The sequence below is a fragment of the Roseibium sp. genome (assembly GCF_965232425.1).
Classification (GTDB): Bacteria; Pseudomonadota; Alphaproteobacteria; order Rhizobiales; family Stappiaceae; genus Roseibium.
Window position 1 is genome coordinate 4,986,567 of the sequence record NZ_OZ246971.1, and the last position, 16,863, is coordinate 5,003,429.

14 protein-coding genes are annotated in these 16,863 nt (G+C 61.1%); 5 read left to right on the forward strand and 9 right to left on the reverse strand.

Going from position 1 to position 16,863, the window contains the following annotated elements; all coding sequences use genetic code 11:
- Window positions 1-3: 3 nt before the first annotated feature.
- Window positions 4-1,209, reverse strand: a complete 1,206-nt coding sequence (locus ACO08A_RS22720) for a vWA domain-containing protein (protein WP_422038202.1) — start codon at window positions 1,207-1,209, stop codon at window positions 4-6.
- Window positions 1,210-1,220: 11 nt separating this feature from the next.
- On the reverse strand, window positions 1,221-2,159 hold the full coding sequence (locus ACO08A_RS22725) for an AAA family ATPase (protein WP_422038203.1): 939 nt from the start codon (window positions 2,157-2,159) through the stop codon (window positions 1,221-1,223).
- 548 nt (window positions 2,160-2,707) lie between these two features.
- On the opposite strand from ACO08A_RS22725, the gene ACO08A_RS22730 reads away from it, so the two are divergent.
- Window positions 2,708-3,055 (forward strand): c-type cytochrome, encoded by a 348-nt coding sequence (locus tag ACO08A_RS22730; RefSeq protein ID WP_422038204.1) that lies wholly within the window; start codon window positions 2,708-2,710, stop codon window positions 3,053-3,055.
- Between the two features lie 148 nt (window positions 3,056-3,203).
- Window positions 3,204-3,476, forward strand: a complete 273-nt coding sequence (locus ACO08A_RS22735; protein ID WP_422038205.1) for an usg protein — start codon at window positions 3,204-3,206, stop codon at window positions 3,474-3,476.
- 12 nt (window positions 3,477-3,488) lie between these two features.
- Here the strand turns inward: ACO08A_RS22735 and ACO08A_RS22740 are convergent, their stop codons facing one another.
- Together ACO08A_RS22740 and ACO08A_RS22745 are read right to left on the reverse strand one after the other, a co-directional pair.
- On the reverse strand, window positions 3,489-4,289 hold the full coding sequence (locus ACO08A_RS22740) for a tRNA1(Val) (adenine(37)-N6)-methyltransferase (RefSeq protein WP_422038206.1): 801 nt from the start codon (window positions 4,287-4,289) through the stop codon (window positions 3,489-3,491).
- Between the two features lies 1 nt (window position 4,290).
- On the reverse strand, window positions 4,291-4,527 hold the full coding sequence (locus tag ACO08A_RS22745; RefSeq protein WP_422041795.1) for a DUF2007 domain-containing protein: 237 nt from the start codon (window positions 4,525-4,527) through the stop codon (window positions 4,291-4,293).
- A gap of 175 nt (window positions 4,528-4,702) precedes the next feature.
- On the opposite strand from ACO08A_RS22745, the gene ACO08A_RS22750 reads away from it, so the two are divergent.
- Window positions 4,703-5,722 (forward strand): polyprenyl synthetase family protein, encoded by a 1,020-nt coding sequence (locus tag ACO08A_RS22750; RefSeq protein WP_422038207.1) that lies wholly within the window; start codon window positions 4,703-4,705, stop codon window positions 5,720-5,722.
- 71 nt (window positions 5,723-5,793) lie between these two features.
- Here the strand turns inward: ACO08A_RS22750 and ACO08A_RS22755 are convergent, their stop codons facing one another.
- Together ACO08A_RS22755 and ACO08A_RS22760 are read right to left on the reverse strand one after the other, a co-directional pair.
- On the reverse strand, window positions 5,794-6,675 hold the full coding sequence (locus tag ACO08A_RS22755; RefSeq protein WP_422038208.1) for a 4-(cytidine 5'-diphospho)-2-C-methyl-D-erythritol kinase: 882 nt from the start codon (window positions 6,673-6,675) through the stop codon (window positions 5,794-5,796).
- A gap of 11 nt (window positions 6,676-6,686) precedes the next feature.
- Complete coding sequence (locus ACO08A_RS22760; protein WP_422038209.1) at window positions 6,687-8,471, reverse strand: tetratricopeptide repeat protein; 1,785 nt, start codon at window positions 8,469-8,471, stop codon at window positions 6,687-6,689.
- Window positions 8,472-8,749: 278 nt separating this feature from the next.
- On the opposite strand from ACO08A_RS22760, the gene ppdK reads away from it, so the two are divergent.
- Window positions 8,750-11,422 carry a pyruvate, phosphate dikinase gene (gene ppdK / locus ACO08A_RS22765; protein ID WP_422038210.1) on the forward strand — a complete coding sequence of 891 codons (2,673 nt, stop codon included), beginning with the start codon at window positions 8,750-8,752 and terminating at the stop codon, window positions 11,420-11,422.
- Between the two features lie 45 nt (window positions 11,423-11,467).
- Window positions 11,468-12,409 carry an ArgK/MeaB family GTPase gene (locus ACO08A_RS22770; protein ID WP_422038211.1) on the forward strand — a complete coding sequence of 314 codons (942 nt, stop codon included), beginning with the start codon at window positions 11,468-11,470 and terminating at the stop codon, window positions 12,407-12,409.
- Between the two features lie 37 nt (window positions 12,410-12,446).
- Here the strand turns inward: ACO08A_RS22770 and ACO08A_RS22775 are convergent, their stop codons facing one another.
- The 3 genes from ACO08A_RS22775 to map form a co-directional block, all read right to left on the reverse strand.
- Window positions 12,447-14,711 (reverse strand): bifunctional diguanylate cyclase/phosphodiesterase, encoded by a 2,265-nt coding sequence (locus ACO08A_RS22775; protein ID WP_422038212.1) that lies wholly within the window; start codon window positions 14,709-14,711, stop codon window positions 12,447-12,449.
- A gap of 368 nt (window positions 14,712-15,079) precedes the next feature.
- Entirely contained in the window at window positions 15,080-15,781 is a 702-nt protein-coding gene (radC, locus tag ACO08A_RS22780) for a RadC family protein (protein ID WP_422038213.1), read from the reverse strand.
- 180 nt (window positions 15,782-15,961) lie between these two features.
- On the reverse strand, window positions 15,962-16,792 hold the full coding sequence (gene map / locus ACO08A_RS22785) for a type I methionyl aminopeptidase (protein WP_319382603.1): 831 nt from the start codon (window positions 16,790-16,792) through the stop codon (window positions 15,962-15,964).
- Window positions 16,793-16,863: the final 71 nt, after the last annotated feature.

A 16,863-nucleotide genomic window follows, 5' to 3' on the forward strand; every position in this document is an offset into this window, starting at 1 on the left:
GACTTAGAGCCACTTCCGGGGATCCTTCGATCCGTCTTTCCGCCGGTCTCCGGACAAGGCGTCGGCCAGATCCGCGACCGCGTCGAGGGAATGGGCGGCACGGAATTCATCGACATGGGGCAGCATGGCCCGGATGCCTTTCGCCTTCGCCTCGAACCCGTCAAAGCGCAGCAACGGGTTGAGCCAGACCAGATGCCGGCAGGACCGATGCAGGCGATCCATTTCGCGGGCCAGATCCTCATCGGTGTCTCGTTCCAGGCCGTCCGTGATCAGCAGAACAGTCGGTTTGCCCGACAGGACCCGGCGCGACCAGTGCTTGTTGAAGTCGTGAAGTGCCGAGGCGATCCGGGTTCCGCCGGACCAGTCCGCGACCCCGGCCGAGCAGGCTTCAAGCGCCTCGTCCGGGTCCTTCATGCGCAGTTGCCGGGTGACATTGGTCAGTCTGGTACCGAACAGGAACGTGTGCACGTCCCGCCGCTCGGCGGTCATCCCGTGGAGAAAATGCAGGAGCAGGCGCGAGTACTGGCTCATCGAGCCGGAAATATCGCACAGCGCCACCAAGGGCGGCCGCTTCTCTGCGGGCTTTCTGAATTTCAGGTCGATGATCTCACCGCCGGCGCGCATGGAGGCGCGCAAGGTCTTGCGCGGGTCGACGCGGCCGCGCGGTGCTGCCGTCAGGCGCCGCAACCTGATCTTGTCCATCGGCATGGCCATGGCCCGCAGCACCTTCTTGGCCGCAGCGACCTCCTCCGCTGTCATCTGGGCAAAGTCCTTCGTCTGCAGCAACTCCTTGCCGGAGACGGTGAATTTCGCGTCAACCTCGATCTCGGGCACGGTCTCTTCCGCAACCCGTTCCTTGGCGGCCTGGAAGGCCTGGGAAACGCGGGTCTGACCGGCTTTCGGTTTTTCCGGGGCGCCGCGCGGCGGAGCGACGGGCGAGAGGATCGACAGCATCTTCTCGATCAGGCCGCGGCTCTGCCAATAGATCCGGAAGGCCTCGTCGAACAGAACCTTGTGTTCGCGTCTGCGCACGAAAACCGAATGAAGTGTCCAGTAGAGATCCTCCCGGTTTTCGATCCCGGAGACCTCGACGGCATTGACGGCATCCACGACCGACGCCGGCCCGACCGGAACGCCCGCCTTGCGCAGCGTTCTGGCAAAATAGACGATGTTGTCGGTTATCCGGGAGCGGATTTCGGTTGCTGGCATCTGTCCGGCGCTCAAACGGCCGGCATCGACTGGACCTGCGGGACGTCCTTTCGGATCTCGTCGATCATGTGACGGACCTTGGAGCCGCGCACCCTCTCGATATCATCCTGGTATTTCAGAAGAACGCCCAGCGTGTCGGAGGCAAGATCGGGATCGAGCGCGATTTCGTTGAGTTCCGACAAGGCCGTTGCCCAGTCCAGGGTCTCGGCGACGCCCGGCTGCTTGAAGAGATCCTCGTCGGCACGGAGTTTCTGAACGAATGCGACAACCTCGTGGGCCAGCCGTTCGGCCGCACCCGGCACCTTTCTGCGCACGATTTCCAGTTCCCGTTCGGCATCCGGATAGTCGACCCAATGATAAAGGCAGCGCCGCTTCAGGGCGTCATGGATCTCGCGCGTGCGGTTCGTCGTGATGATCACGATGGGAGGTTCCTCGGCGCGCACCGTGCCGAGCTCCGGTATCGTGACCTGGCTGTCTGCAAGCACCTCCAGAAGAAACGCTTCGAAAGCTTCGTCGGCCCGGTCCAGTTCGTCGATCAGAAAGACCGGGGCGCCATTGATCGAGGGTTCGAGGGCCTGCAGGACCGGACGCTTGATCAGGAACCGTTCGTCGAAGATCGATCTGGACAGGTCGGCATGTTCCGTGTCGCCCGAGGCTTCGGCAACGCGGATTTCGACCATCTGGGCCTGGTAGTTCCACTCGTAGACGGCCGAGGCGATGTCGAGGCCCTCATAGCATTGCAGGCGGATCAGGTCGCGGCCGAGCGTGGTGGAGAGGACCTTGGCTATTTCAGTCTTGCCGACACCGGCTTCTCCCTCGAGAAACAGGGGACGCTTCATCTTGAGCGCCAGGTGGAGGACGGTCGCCAGCGATCTGTCCGCGACATAACCCGCCTGATCCATGAGATGAAGCGTATCGTCGATGGAAGCGGGAAGGGGCGTCGGGCTCATGGCGTCTCCTGGGCGTTTGGTTTTCCGGCATCATATAGGTCGGACAGCACCAAGGTCAGCCCGGACCAAAGTACGGCAAGGCTTGGAGACCCGGCTCTGACCGGTATGTTCCGGCCACCCAAAGGACCTAACACGTGATGTCTGGCGGTCATACCCTCCACATTGCGGCTTGTGAGCATCCGTTGCTGTCTCGTCTGGAAGGTACTGCCGAACTTGCGTCATTGAGAAACCGCATGATTTCGTGCGGCACTAAATCGGGATCTGGCCTGTTTCCCGATTTGTCATCCCGGTTTGCCGCAGGCGCGGCAAGGCCGGGACCCAGTGCCCGTTGTGCTCAGAGACTGAAAAACGACTGAAAGTCAGATGGTTACTGGGTTCAGGCCTTCCGTTTCGCGTCAACCGGAATGACAAGTTCATTGGTCGGATTAAGCTCTAGATCAATTCCGAGCTCAACCGGACAGCAGTGGGCGGCATCAGGGGATGACCTAATGTGCAGAACCCCTCGAAGCATCTATGTTTCCTGTGTTTGATTCGAGGGAGGAAATGTCGTGGCAGGCAGCAGGCTGTTTCTCGCAAGTGTCTTGATCCTGATGGCAGGGCAGGCATTGCAGGCATCCGACGGGGCGTATCCGTCCGATCCGGTGAGCCTTGCGACCGGGGAGGAACTTGCGCAGATCCATTGCGCCACCTGTCATGCGGTCGGCAAGGAGGATGTCAGTGCGCAGCCGGGCGCGCCGGCATTCCGGGACCTGTCCAAACTCTATCCGCTGGAAAGCCTTGAAGAGCCGCTTGCGGAAGGGATCGTGACCGGCCATGAAAACATGCCGGAAGTGGCCTTCGAAGCGGACGACATCGACGCTTTCCTCGGGTATCTGACACTTATCCAGAGCCAGTGAACCAAGAATGAAACCAACAGGGAGAATTGTTAGCAGTTGTTGTTGAATGCTGCTAAAGTGCTGTTTATAAACAGCAATTAACAAAAAGTCGGGTTTGGTTAACCGCTGTTCCGTGACACTCTTTCTTGGCAACAAAGAAAGGATTGGCATGACAACCAGCTCAGACTTTGAAAAGCGCTTCCTGGGATACGGCCTGCTGACCGCCGAGATCCTGTACCGGCTTCCCGATCATCCGAAATTCCTGCAGAGCTTTCTTTGGCAGACGGAGGACCTGGCGCCGCAATTTCCCGAACTGACAAAATTTCTGGACTTCTGGGAACGGGAGATCGAAGGGCGGATCCATTCCGTGCGGGTCGCCCATCAGAACCTCATAGATCCGGTCGACTTCCGCTTCGCCGATGGCGAAATCCTGATGCACTGACAGCGCTCGCGCTCAACGTGCCGTCAGGCCCAGACCATGTCCGTCGCGCATGACGCGTCGGGACTGGCTGGTGAAATCCGAGCCGCTGCCCTCGTGCAGGACAAACCCCGGAAGGAGCCTGAGTGGGGCCCTGCTTGCGCGGACCGAGCGCACGAGAACGCGCGTCGCAGGGGCATCGGGACGCGGCCGAAGCGGGATCACATCGGTCGCGCCGAAACGGCCCTTCAGAACCGTCAGCAGTTCCTGCAGACCGTCCGCGCGGAAGATGACGGTCAGGCTGCCGCCCTCGCGCACGATGTCGGTCGCCGTTTTCGCCCAGGGTTCCAGACCCCTTTCATCGAGCATGTGAGCATCCGCCCGCGCCGCGTTGGGCGATGCGCGGAATTTTTCCGCTTCATAGTACGGCGGGTTCATGATGGCGTGGTCGGCCATGGACGGCACGAGACCGGAGGCATGGCGAACGCTGCCCTTGGCGGTGATATCGGCAGGAAGCAGGCGGATGCGATCGGAAAAACGCGTGTTTTCAGGATCGGTGAGGGCCCGTTCGGCCAGGGTCAAGACGGTTTCGTCTATCTCGACCAGCGTTACGGTTATGCCGGGAAGACGTGCGGCGGCACAAAAGCCCGCCGTGCCGACGCCGGCGCCGAGATCCACCACATGCCCTTCAGTATTCTCGGGCAGCGCAGCGGCGAGATAGACCGCGTCCAGGCCTGCGCGGTGACGGCCGCGCCTCGGTTGATAGACATGCACCTGGCCGCCCAGAAAGGCGTCGCGCGTAATGGTTTCGGGATCTGCTTCATTTGGGGAAACCATGTCAGTTCGCGTCTTTGACAGGCCGCAATTCGTGTTCGAGGCCCGCATCTCGGACAAGGCTGCGCGCTTTGTGGATCTGGTCGCTGTCAACGAGGATGCGCCGCGGGATCATTGCCAGTGATCCTTCCATGATGCTCATATTGCCATCTGCGACAAAATGCTTGATTCCGGCTTCCTCCAGGATCGATTCCAGGAATGAAATGAGGACCGGATCATTCGTTCTGAGAAGTTCTTCCATATGTTTTCCGGGTTTAGCGGCCTTCGAATGCGGGATTGCCTTAAAAACCCCTGCGGACTGGTTTACAGCAAAATCATGTGTTTGTGGCATTTCAACAGTTTGTCAACGTGCTGGCGTCTTGCCCCGGAGCCCTTAGCGCCATATTGTCCGCTCAAATATTCGAGGAGTGCCATAAGTGGCCGTTGTCGCAACAACATATTCTGACAGCCAGTCGCGCCGTCCCAGCATACAACCGCTCGTCGATCTCGTATCGCCGGGCATGGCGGACGTGAACGAACTGATCCTGTCCAAGGCCGGCTCCAATGTGGAATTGATCCCGGAGATCGCCAAGCACCTGATTTCGTCCGGCGGCAAACGCCTGCGGCCTATGCTGACGCTCGCATTCGCGGACATGTGCGGCTACCAGGGCAGCGGTCACGTCGTGCTGGCCGCGAGTGTCGAGTTCATGCATACGGCGACGCTTCTGCATGATGATGTCGTTGACGAGAGCGACATGCGCCGGGGCAAGCTGGCCGCCCGCAAACTCTGGGGCAATCAGGCCAGCGTTCTGGTCGGTGACTACCTTCTCGGCCAGGCCTTCAAGATGATGGTCGACGTCGGCTCGCTCGAAGCGCTCCGGATCCTTTCATCCGCCTCCGCGATCATTGCCGAAGGGGAGGTGCTGCAGCTGGGTGCGGCAAAGAACATCGGCACGACGGAAGCGGACTATCTGCGTGTCATCGAGGCCAAGACGGCTGCGCTTTTCGCTGCAGCGGCCGAGGTGGGCCCGGTGATCGCGGACCAGACCGACGCCACGAAACTGGCGGCCCGAACCTACGGCCTCGAACTCGGTTATGCCTTCCAGCTCGTCGATGACGCGCTCGACTATGGCGGGTCATCAGCTGATCTTGGCAAGGATGTCGGCGACGACTTCCGGGAAGGCAAGATCACGTTGCCTGTCGTCCTGGCGGTGGCGCGCGGGAGTGATGAAGACAGACTGTTCTGGAAGCGCTGCCTCGAAGGCGAAGGTGTTGAAGACGGCGATCTGGAGCAGGCAATCGAACTTCTGAAGAAGTACGATGCCCTTGCCGAGACCGTCAGCCGTGCGCGCGACTATGGCGACAAGGCCCTGAAAGCACTCGAAACGCTGCCGCAAGGTTCCTACAACGACGCTTTGGCCGACACCGTGGCGTTCTGTATTTCAAGGGTCAGCTGAGCTGTCCGGTTGTCTTGGCGGCGCGTTCGCAGGTCGCGCGCGCCCAACCCTTCCGGGTCAAACAAGCCTGATCAGGCCAGCCGTCCCGAAGCAATCCACCAATCGGGACGTTGCTTGCGAAGCGAGCGCTCAAGCTCCATTTCCCGGCCGGCTTCGCACAGGCCGAAGACGGTGGCGCCTGAACCGGACATTCTCGTAAACGCAATGTCATCCTCGGCGGTGAGGGCTTGAAGAATGTCACCGATTTCCGGACAGACAGCGATCGCGGGCTGTTGCAGATCGTTGCGGCACAGCGTCAGAAAATCAGTAAGGTCCGACAGGGTTTCGAAGCTGCCTGGAAAGCTGGGAAGGGCCGGGTTGTTGCGGTTCTGCAAGGTTTTGAACACCTCCGGTGTCGACACGCCAAGCCTGGGATTGACAAGAACCATACCACATGTCGGCATCTGCGGGGCGGCGGTCACCTCGCCGCCAATTCCGCGCATCAGCTGTGGCTGAACCGACAGACAGACCGGAACGTCTGCCCCCAGCTGCAGGGCGATGCTCTTTAACCGATCATCGTCGAGATAAGTCCCCGTATGGTCTTCCAGAAGTCTGAGAGCGGTTGCCGCGTCGCTGGATCCGCCACCGATGCCGGACGCCACAGGAAGCCGTTTGCTGAGCGTGATCTTGAGGTTCAGCGGGTCGAGACCGGCTGCATCCGCGAAAAGACGGGCCGCCTTGACGACGAGGTTTTCGTCCGCAGGACCCTGCAGATCATGGGCAAACGGGCCCTCGACGACAAGCTCAAGCGTTTCGGATGCTTCCACTGACAGCCGATCGCCGATCTGCGGAAAAACGACCAGCGATTCAAGCAAGTGGTAGCCGTCTGCCCGCTTTCCGGTGATGTGCAGCGCCAGGTTGACCTTGGCGCGTGCCAGTTCGGCCGCCGGTGCAGCACTTCTCAACGCGGTCATCCTGGATCTGCTTACCCGCCGTTGTTGTCGCTCTTTGCCTTGGCGGCATCCGTCACGGACGGTTCCTGCAATCCATTGGCAATCTTGTCGAGAATTTTCGGCAGGTCCTTTTCGGTCGGACCAAGGTCGCGCGCATGGTTCCACTGGAAACGCGCTTCGTTGCGCCGGCCGACCATCCAGTAGGCATCGCCGAGATGGTCGTTGATGACGGGGTCTGCCGGGCGCAGTTCGATTGCCCTTTCGAGCTCCTTGACCGCTTCCTCGAAGCGGCCGAGGCGGAAATAGACCCAGCCGAGACTGTCGACGATGTAGCCGTCGGTAGGTCGCAATTCCACCGCCGTCTTGATCATTTCAAGCGCTTCATCCAGCTTGAGACCCTGGTCGACAAGCGAATAACCAAGGTAGTTGAGCACCAGGGGCTGGTTTTCGTTGAGCTCCAGCGCCTTGCGGAAATCGGCTTCGGCCATGTCCCACTTGCCGAGACGTTCACGCGTGATGCCGCGGAAATACATCAGCAGCCAGTGTTGGGGTTCCAACTCGGCAATCGTGTCGATCCCCTGGGAGTAGATGGTTTCGGCTTCGTCGTAGATCTCGTGCGCGCGAAGGATGTTTCCAAGTGCGATCACGGCTTCCAGGTCTGACGGATCCTTCGCGATCAATGCTTCCAGGTGGCTGCGCGCTTCATCGACCTTGTCAAGCGCGTTGAAATTCAGCCCGACCTGGATTTCGGCTTCGCGCTTCAGAACGCTGTCGTCGGGAACGCGCATAAAGGCGTCGATTGCGCGCGCCGGCTGTTGCATGCGTTCAAAGACGCTGCCGAGCGCGATGGCCGCAAATTCCGCGGTCGGGTCCATGTGTAGGGCAAGCTGCAGGTAGGACGTGGACAGCTCCTCGCCGCCGTCGCGGCCGATGACGGCACCCAGTCCATAGAGAATTTCGGCCATGCCCTGCGCCGGGTCGGAGACCATCGGCGGGACGACATCGCCGCTTTGAAGGAACGCCCTGGTCTGCGCGATCTTGGGATGACCGCGGAATTGCTGGTCGTACTGATCGAGCGCTGCAATGGCGTCCTGCTGACGGCCGTTTGCTGCGAGTATGCGCGCATAGGCGTCGACTACCCGGATTGCGGCCTGATCGAGGGCATAGGCGCCTTCGATCGTTTCCAGTGCATCCTGATTCCGGCCGGCGGCGAATTGCAGGTGGGCCTTGTGCGTCGCCTTGAAGACTTCGAACCAGTCCGGGCCGCGCAGGTTGTCGATCAAATCGATCGCCTCGTCGACCTTGCCGTTGCCGTAGAGCGACCAGGCGCGGGAAATGCCGATGGACAGCTGGGCGAGGGGGCCGTTTCGTCCCTTGGCGAGCGACTGATCGGCCTCGTCGTAGTTTCCGTCTACGATTTGCTGTCCGCCGAGCGCGAGCTGGGCCAGGAAGTTCTGCAATCCGGCGTTTTCAAGCTCTCCGGCATAGTGGACGGCCTCGTCCACGTCGCCATTGGCCAGCTTCAGCAGGAACGTCCGCTCCAGAAGCATGGTATTGGTCGGATCGGCTGCGAGTGTTTCTTCATAGAACGCCGCAGCATGACCATAGTCTTTCTGAAAACCGGCCAGGCGGCCGGACAGGTAACTTCCGGATAGCGTCAGCGGCAAATTCGAGGGTGTGCCGAAGACCTGGGCCTTGGAGTCCGTGTCCGCAAAAGCTGAGAACGGTGCGAATGCCATCGTGCTCGCCAGCGCAAGAACCTTCAGGCGCGAACGCTTGCGGTGAATCCGGGAAACGGCGCCGGCCAAATCAGTCATATGTCCTCGCATGCTGGGTCGATGGGCAATCATTTTCTCGCTTATCGCTGTTGAGAATGGCGTCTTTAAGGCCCAGCGGCAAGGCGTGTGCGAAACTTTCTGAGGGTTTAAATCCATTTGATTTTGCTCTGCGTTGGAAATTGCTGTTGTTCTGTCGAAACAAAGCGGCTTTCCGCCAAAAAAGGACTTGAAGACAATCCTTTGCCGTAGCAGGTATGTGCGGCGCAACAATGAGCTGGGGGCGTCGCGTCTCCAGTGCCAGGCGAGGAGAGTTTCAAATGGCCAAGTGGGTCTACAGTTTCGGCAATGGTGAAGCGGAAGGTGCGGCTGAGATGCGCAATCTGCTCGGTGGAAAAGGCGCCAACCTTGCGGAAATGAGCAGCCTCGGCCTGCCGGTTCCACCCGGCTTCACGATCACGACTGAAGTCTGCACCTGGTATTACGAGCACGAAAAAGCCTATCCGGACGAGCTCAAACCGCAGGTCGCTGAGGCGCTGGAGAAGGTCGGTGCCGCCACAGGCAGGTCCTTCGGCGATGCGGAGCGGCCCTTGCTCGTGTCGGTGCGCTCGGGTGCACGGGTTTCCATGCCCGGCATGATGGACACGGTCCTGAACCTCGGGCTCAACGACGAGACCGTGGAGGCCATCGCACGCGAAGCAGGCGACCGCCGCTTTGCCTATGACAGCTACAGGCGCTTCATTCAGATGTACTCGGACGTCGTTCTCGGCCTCGATCATCACGAGTTCGAGGAAATCCTCGAGGATTACAAGGAGCGGAACGAGCTTGCGCTCGACACGGATATCGATGCCGATGCCTGGCTCGGCATTATCGAGAAGTTCAAGGCGCTCGTCGAAGAAGAGCTTGAGCGGCCCTTTCCGCAGGACCCGCAGGAGCAGCTCTGGGGCGCAATCGGCGCCGTTTTCAGTTCCTGGATGGTTCCGCGCGCGGTCACCTACAGGCGGCTGCATGACATTCCCGGCAGCTGGGGCACGGCCGTCAACGTCCAGGCGATGGTGTTCGGCAACATGGGGGAAAGCTCGGCGACCGGCGTTGCGTTCACCCGCAACCCGTCGACAGGTGAAAACCTTCTTTACGGCGAGTTTCTCGTCAATGCACAGGGCGAGGACGTCGTTGCCGGTATCCGGACGCCCCAGGACATCACGGAGCGTGCCCGGAAGGATGCCGGGTCTTCCAGTCCCTCGCTCGAAGCCCTGATGCCGGAGGCATTCGCTGAGTTCCAGACCTACTGCGCAAAACTGGAAGCGCATTACAAGGACATGCAGGATCTGGAGTTCACCATCGAGAAGGGCAAGCTGTGGATGCTGCAGACGCGCGCGGGCAAGCGTACGGCGAAGGCCGCGCTCAGGATCGCCGTCGATCTGGTGGAAGAAGGTCTGATCACGCAGGAAGAGGCAATCGGTCGGGTCGAGCCCGGTGCGCTGGACCAGCTTCTCCATCCCACGATCGATCCGGGTGCGGAGCGCGATATCGTGACCACAGGCCTGCCGGCATCGCCAGGCGCGGCCTCGGGCGCGATCGTGTTCACGTCCGATGAAGCTGAAAAGGCCAAGGCGGAAGGCCGCAAGACAATTCTCGTGCGCGTTGAAACCAGCCCGGAAGACATTCACGGCATGCACGCCGCAGAAGGCATCCTGACCAGCCGCGGCGGCATGACAAGCCACGCGGCAGTGGTTGCGCGCGGCATGGGCAAACCCTGCGTCGCCGGTGCGGGCATGTTGCGCATCGACTATCGCAACGGGGTGATCAACGCCGCGGGACGGATGCTGAAGGAAGGCGACATCATCACGATCGACGGGGCGACCGGACAGGTTCTCGCCGGTGAGGTGAAGATGCTGCAACCGACGCTTTCGGGCGACTTCGGCACGCTGATGGGCTGGGCAGACAACGTCCGGCGGATGACCGTCAGGACAAACGCCGAAACACCGCAGGACGCCAAGGTCGCGCGCGAGTTCGGGGCGGAAGGAATCGGCCTGTGCCGCACGGAGCACATGTTCTTTGAAGGCGAGCGCATCATCGCCGTGCGCGAAATGATCCTGGCCGACACGGAGGCAGGCAGACGGGCGGCGCTGGCCAAACTCCTGCCCATGCAGCGGCAGGACTTCACGGATCTTTTTGAAATCATGCACGGGCTGCCGGTCACCATCCGGCTGCTCGATCCGCCCCTGCACGAATTCCTGCCGAAATCCGAGGAGGAACTCGGCGAGGTCGCCAAGGCGATGGGCGCAGATCCGGAGCGGTTGCGCGACAGGGCCCTGGTTCTGGAAGAGTTCAATCCGATGCTCGGGCATCGCGGCTGCCGGCTGCTGGTGTCCTATCCCGAGATTGCGGAAATGCAGGCAAGGGCCATCTTCGAAGCCGCCGTGGCAGCAGCCAGGACAACGGGTGCACCCGTCGTGCCCGAAATCATGGTCCCGCTTGTCGGCCTGAAGGGCGAACTGGACCTTGTCCGGAAAAGCATCGAGGCGATGGCCAGCGCCGTTACCGAGGAGACCGGCACGGAGCTGACCTATCAGATCGGCACGATGGTCGAACTCCCGCGTGCCGCGCTGAAGGCGGCAGAAATTGCCGAATCCGCTGAGTTCTTCTCGTTCGGCACGAACGATCTCACGCAGACGACATTCGGCATCTCCCGAGACGATGCGGCCTCGTTCCTGGGGACCTATCAGAGCCGCGGCATCCTGGAACAGGACCCGTTCGTGTCGCTGGATCCGGAAGGTGTGGGCGAACTCATCAAGATCGGTGTCGAACGCGGCCGGTCGACCCGGCCCGCCATCAAGCTCGGGATTTGCGGGGAACATGGCGGCGACCCGTCATCGATCTCGTTCTGCGAGAGCGTCGGGCTGGATTATGTTTCGTGCTCGCCGTTCCGAGTCCCGATCGCGCGCCTGGCGGCGGCGCAGTCGGCGCTCAAGCACAAACAGTCCGGCTGAGATGGCGCTGGGCCGAGGCGCGGGCGTGGCCGGTTTGGAGGCGCAGTGACGGGTTATCCTTCTCCTGGAGACCTTCGTGCGGGTAACAAACGCCTGCTCGCCCAGGTGCTGACGCGCCTGGAGACGGAGGCGCATGACAGGGAAACGGCCGCCTTCCTGGACAATTTGTGCCTGGATCCAAAGGGCGCCGTGCTCGGTCTGACGGGCCCGCCGGGCGTTGGAAAGTCCAGTCTGACCGATGCCTTGATCAAGGCCTATAGGGCCGAGGGCAAGCGCGTCGCCGTGCTGGCGATCGATCCGTCATCCTCGGTGACCGGCGGAGCCCTGCTTGGCGACCGGACCCGTCTGAAGACCGATCCGCTGGATGACGGCGTCTTTGTGCGGTCCATGGCCGCGCGCGACCGGCTCGGCGGGCTTTCCGATCAGGCGGTCGCGGCAATCACGGTGTTCAGGGCAGTCGTCGACCGGGTGATCGTCGAAACGGTCGGCATCGGTCAGTCCGAGGGGGATCTGAAACATGCCGTCGACACCGTTCTCTTGTGCATCCAGCCCGGTTCCGGCGACAGTCTTCAATTCATGAAGGCCGGGATCATGGAACTGCCGGATCTGGTGGCCGTGACGAAGGCGGATCTCGGCGCGCTTGCGCGCAGGGCGTCGTCGGATGTCACCGGTGCGCTTTCGCTCAGCCGCATGGAAGGGCAGGGATGGAAGGTGCCCGTGACCGAGGTGTCCTCTCATACCGGTGCGGGAATCGCGGAGCTGATTGCCGGCGCCGACGCGCACCGCGTTTTTCTGGAAGAAACAGGATTGCTCTCACGCCGCAGGCGGCAGCATGTGGCCTGGTTCACGGATATGGTGCGCACCGAATTCGGGCGCGCAGGACTGGCAATGCTCTCCGGTGAGGACTGGAACGCCCGTGCCGGCGACACGCCTTTCGGGAGCTTCCTCACCTTCGCCGGCGAGATCTCCGATCGGCTTCAGCCGTGAGATGAAAGGTGTGCGGTGCCGGCCGGCGGTCTTCCCGCTAAGCCGGAAACTGGACGCTCCCGGCAAGCTGCTCATTGTTTTCATTATGAAAATCGTGCAGGAACTGGCTCAGCGCGACGCTCGTCAGAGGGCGTGAGATGAAGTAACCCTGCATGCGGTGGCAGTCGTGAACCTGCAGGAAGCGGATCTGGTCGATCGTTTCGATGCCTTCCGCGACGATGGTCATGCCAAGGGCCTTGCCGAGCTGGATGATCGAGACAATGATCGCTTCCGCTTCCGGGTTTCCGTTCATGTCGGAAACGAAGTCCCGGTCGATCTTCAGCGTGTCGAACGGGAACCGGCGCAGGTAGCTCAGGCTGGAATATCCCGATCCGAAGTCGTCCAGGGCAACCTTGATGCCGAGACTTTTGAGCCGCCTGAGCGCCTTCAATACCGAGTCGTCCCGGCCGGCGAACACACTCTCGGTGACCTCGATCTCGAGCCTTTGCGGCGGCAGGTCGTTGGCGGCGAGAATGGCCATCACCTTCTCGACAAAGCGGGGATGCCTGAACTGGTTCGGTGACACGTTGACCGAAACGACGACGCCCGGCCAATCGTGTGCGCGCGCGCAAGCCTTGTTGAGCACCCAGATCCCGAGATCGTCGATCAGGCCCGTTTCCTCTGCAACGGGAATGAACTGGGACGGCGGAACGACGGTGCCGTCTTCCTTGGTCCAGCGTGCGAGGGCTTCCACCGAAACGATCTTCTTTGCGTCCGTGTCGGACTGAGGCTGGTAGGCGAGATCCAGCTGATCGTTTCTGAGGGCCAGCCTGAGTTCCCGCGACATTTCATCCTTCGACTGGACATGCTGCTCCATGGTCGGTTCGAAGAACGAACGGCGGTTGCGGCCGTTTGCCTTGGCGTCGTAGAGCGCGATGTCGGCCTTGCGGAGCAACTCGTCCGGGTTCTTGCCGTCGCGCGGCGCGATCGCCGCCCCCATCGAGAGACTTGCGAAGATCTCGCGCCGACCGATCTTGACCGGCCTGGCGATCTCGTCCTGCACCTGGTCCAGAATGTATTCCAGCCATTCGTCGTTTTCGCAGTCGCTGAGGACCATTGCAAACTCGTCGCCGCTGATGCGCGCCACGATGCCGTTGCTCGGGAGCACCTGTTTCAGCCGGCTGGCGACGCCGACGATCACCTTGTCACCTGCAGAGTGTCCGAGCGTGTCGTTGATATCCTTGAAGTGATCAAGGTCGATATAAACCACGGCGGTGTTGGTGCCGTTCTGCTCACCCTCTTCGAGTATCCTGGTCAGGAGAGACTGGAAACTGGACCTGTTGGGCAATCCCGAAAGGGCGTCGTGGCGGGCGGCATGCACGGCCTTGGCTTCGCTTCTCGCAAGCCGCTTCGTCATCTGGCGCGTGAACATCGTGACCGCAATGACCACGGCGGCGATCAGAAAGGCTGCGACCGCAAGGAAAGGATTGATGCGCTGGAGCATCTGGGTTCCGGGCCGGCTCGCCTGCCAGGCGATGACACCGATATTCTTGCCCCGCGGCGATTGAAGATCGTAGGTACCGACACCGTAGCGGTCGTTCTGATCCTGCGCCAGCACGAAGCCCTGCAGGCGCGACATGTCGGAAATGTTGTTCAGCTTCTGGCCGCGCAGGGGAATCAGGCTGACGAGAACGGCGGGCGCTGCGCGGTCGCTGAAAACCGTCTGGATCTGCGGCACGACGGCGGCTGCCGTGAAAAGATGGGGTTCCCCCAGCAGCGGAACGATGCCCGTCTCCGCAATGGAGTGGTGGGTGGTCTCTCCCCGGGGCATGAAGCGATAGAGCCCGGACGGGGTCGGCTGGAACGAGGTGATGTAGCGCGCGCGCGCCTTGGCGATTGCGGGGGCCATGTCGTCAATCAGGCCGGGCGTCATCCAATCGGTGTCATTGTTCTGCGAAAAGACGGACGCAACGTTGAAATCACTGTCGAAGAGGACCGACTTGGTAAAGCCGTGATTGCCGGCCAGCCAGTTCATCATGTTGTCTCGGATCCAGCGCTCGTTCTCGGACGGGTCCTTGACCGCGCGGAAAGCCTCGTCCCAGATCACGACACCGGTCTGCTGCTTGGCGATATAGTTTTGCGTGAGCTGGAGGGCGCCTCCGACGAGCTTGTGCTGGGATTCTTCGGCAGATTCATCGGAAAGCCGCGCAGACCAGTTCATCAGGCCGAAAATGCCGGCAACGGAAGTCATCACGACGATCAGCATTGGAAAGATGATCGCACTTGCGATTTGACCACCTGAGTTTTTGATTGATCTGTTCATGCATAGGCCCAGTTGATGTGGGCCAAGTATTGACGAACCGGGTTAAGGAAAGTTCCCAAGATACTAGTAAAATAACGGTAAAATTCTACGAAAGTTTGCAAGAGTGATTTTCGCGCCTTGTGAGCGCTGGTTGCAGTCATCGTAATCCGGTTCGCGGCGGAATGGAACTTTTGAACCGATATCAAGCCAACAGACTTGCCATGCCGGCTGAAGCGCAGCGCAAGGCCGGAAACCAGGAGGCGCTGGTATCTCCGTTATCCTTCGATCTCCGGCCGCGCGGGAGACCGGATCCCGGTCTTGCCATTTACACGGCAAACCGGGACGACAAAACCGGGAGAGTACCGCGTCCAACCGGGCGCCGAGGGGACTCAGATCAGCTGAAGTTCCCGAAGACTGACGTTTTTTCGCAGCCCGATGATCACATGATCATGAATTTCGATGCCGAGCGGCGCCGCGATCTCGATGATCGTCTTCGTCATCTGGATGTCCGCGCGCGACGGCGTGGGATCGCCCGAAGGGTGATTGTGGACCAGGATGAGGGCGGTCGCGGCGTGCTCAAGCGCCCTGCGGATCACCTCTCGCGGGTAAACGGGCGTGTGATCCACCGTCCCGGTCTGTTGCACCTCGTCGGCGATCAGGCCGTTCTTGCGGTCGAGGAACAGAATGCGGAACTCCTCCACGGTGTTCAGTTCCATCGAGGCACGCAGATAATCGAGAACCCGAGGCCAGGAATCGAGCAGGCGGCGTTCCTGAAGTTCGGCTCTGTGATACCGGGCGATTGCGGCGTGTACGGCCTTCAGCGCGTCGATGCTGACGTCCGACAGGCCCGGTATCTCGCACAAGCGTGCGCGTGGTGCGGCGAGGGCCGCGGAAAAAGAACCGAAGCGCTGCAAAAGGGCCTTGGCGACGGGTTTGGTATCCCGGCGCGGCAGGGCGGAGAAAAGCAGAAATTCCAGAAGCTCGTAGTCGGCGAGACTGTCTTCGCCGGACTTGCGGAACCGCTCCCGGAGCCTCTGGCGGTGTCCCTTCGTTGCCTGCGTCTTGTCGGCCGGTTCAGGATTTGCCGCCACGTTGTCTCTCCGCCACGTCGTCTCTTTTCTGGAGTGTGGCGAACTGAAAACACGCCTCATGATTGCATTATCTGCCAGAGGGCATTTCAAATGCAACCGCAAAACCAGAGACACGGACAGGTGATCCGGAAAGGCCGAATGCCCATTTGGCGGCCAGCCCGGTCAGGGCAGGGGAGTACCCTAGTCTTCCTGAAGCCCGGGCTTGTGAATGCCGTTTGGCGAGGTGGTGAAGATCTGGCAGCCATCCGCGGTGATGCCGACAGAGTGTTCGAACTGGGCCGACAGCGACCGGTCGCGTGTCACGGCGGTCCATCCGTCGCCCAGAACCTTGACGTGGGGACGGCCCAGATTGACCATCGGTTCGATGGTGAAGATCATGCCGGGCTTCAGTTCCACGCCTTCGCCGGGGCGTCCGTAATGCAGGATGTTGGGCGTGTCATGGAACAGCAGTCCCAGCCCGTGTCCGCAGAAATCGCGCACGACGGAGCAGCGCTGGGCTTCCACGTAAGTCTGGATCGCCGCGCCGATATCGCCGGTCGTATTGCCGGGTTTCGCTGCCTCGATGCCGCGCATGAGGGATTCGTACGTTACATCGATCAGCCGTTCCGACGCCCGCTTGACCGGTCCGACCGGATACATGCGGCTGGAATCCCCGTGCCAGCCGTCAAGGATGAAGGTGACGTCGATGTTGACGATGTCGCCTTCGCGCAGCGCCTTGTTGTTCGGAATGCCGTGACAGACGACGTGATTGATGGACGTGCAGCAGGACTTCGTATACCCGCGGTAATTCAGCGTTGCCGGCAGGGCGTCGTGATCCATGCCGTACTGATAGACGAAATCGTCGATTTCCTGCGTGGTCGTTCCGGGTTTGACGAGCGCTGCCAGTTCATCCAGGCAGGCGGCCGTCAACTGACCGGCCCGCATCATGCCTGCAAAGTCGTCCGGGCCGTAGAGGCGGACCTGACCTGTATTCTTGAGCGGGGCTTCCGCGGCGTCGATATAGCTGACCATTGCGCAACGTGTCTCTAGAGTTGGGGGACCGGTCCGGGACGTTCCACGCGAAGCGGCCACCACTTGCCTCG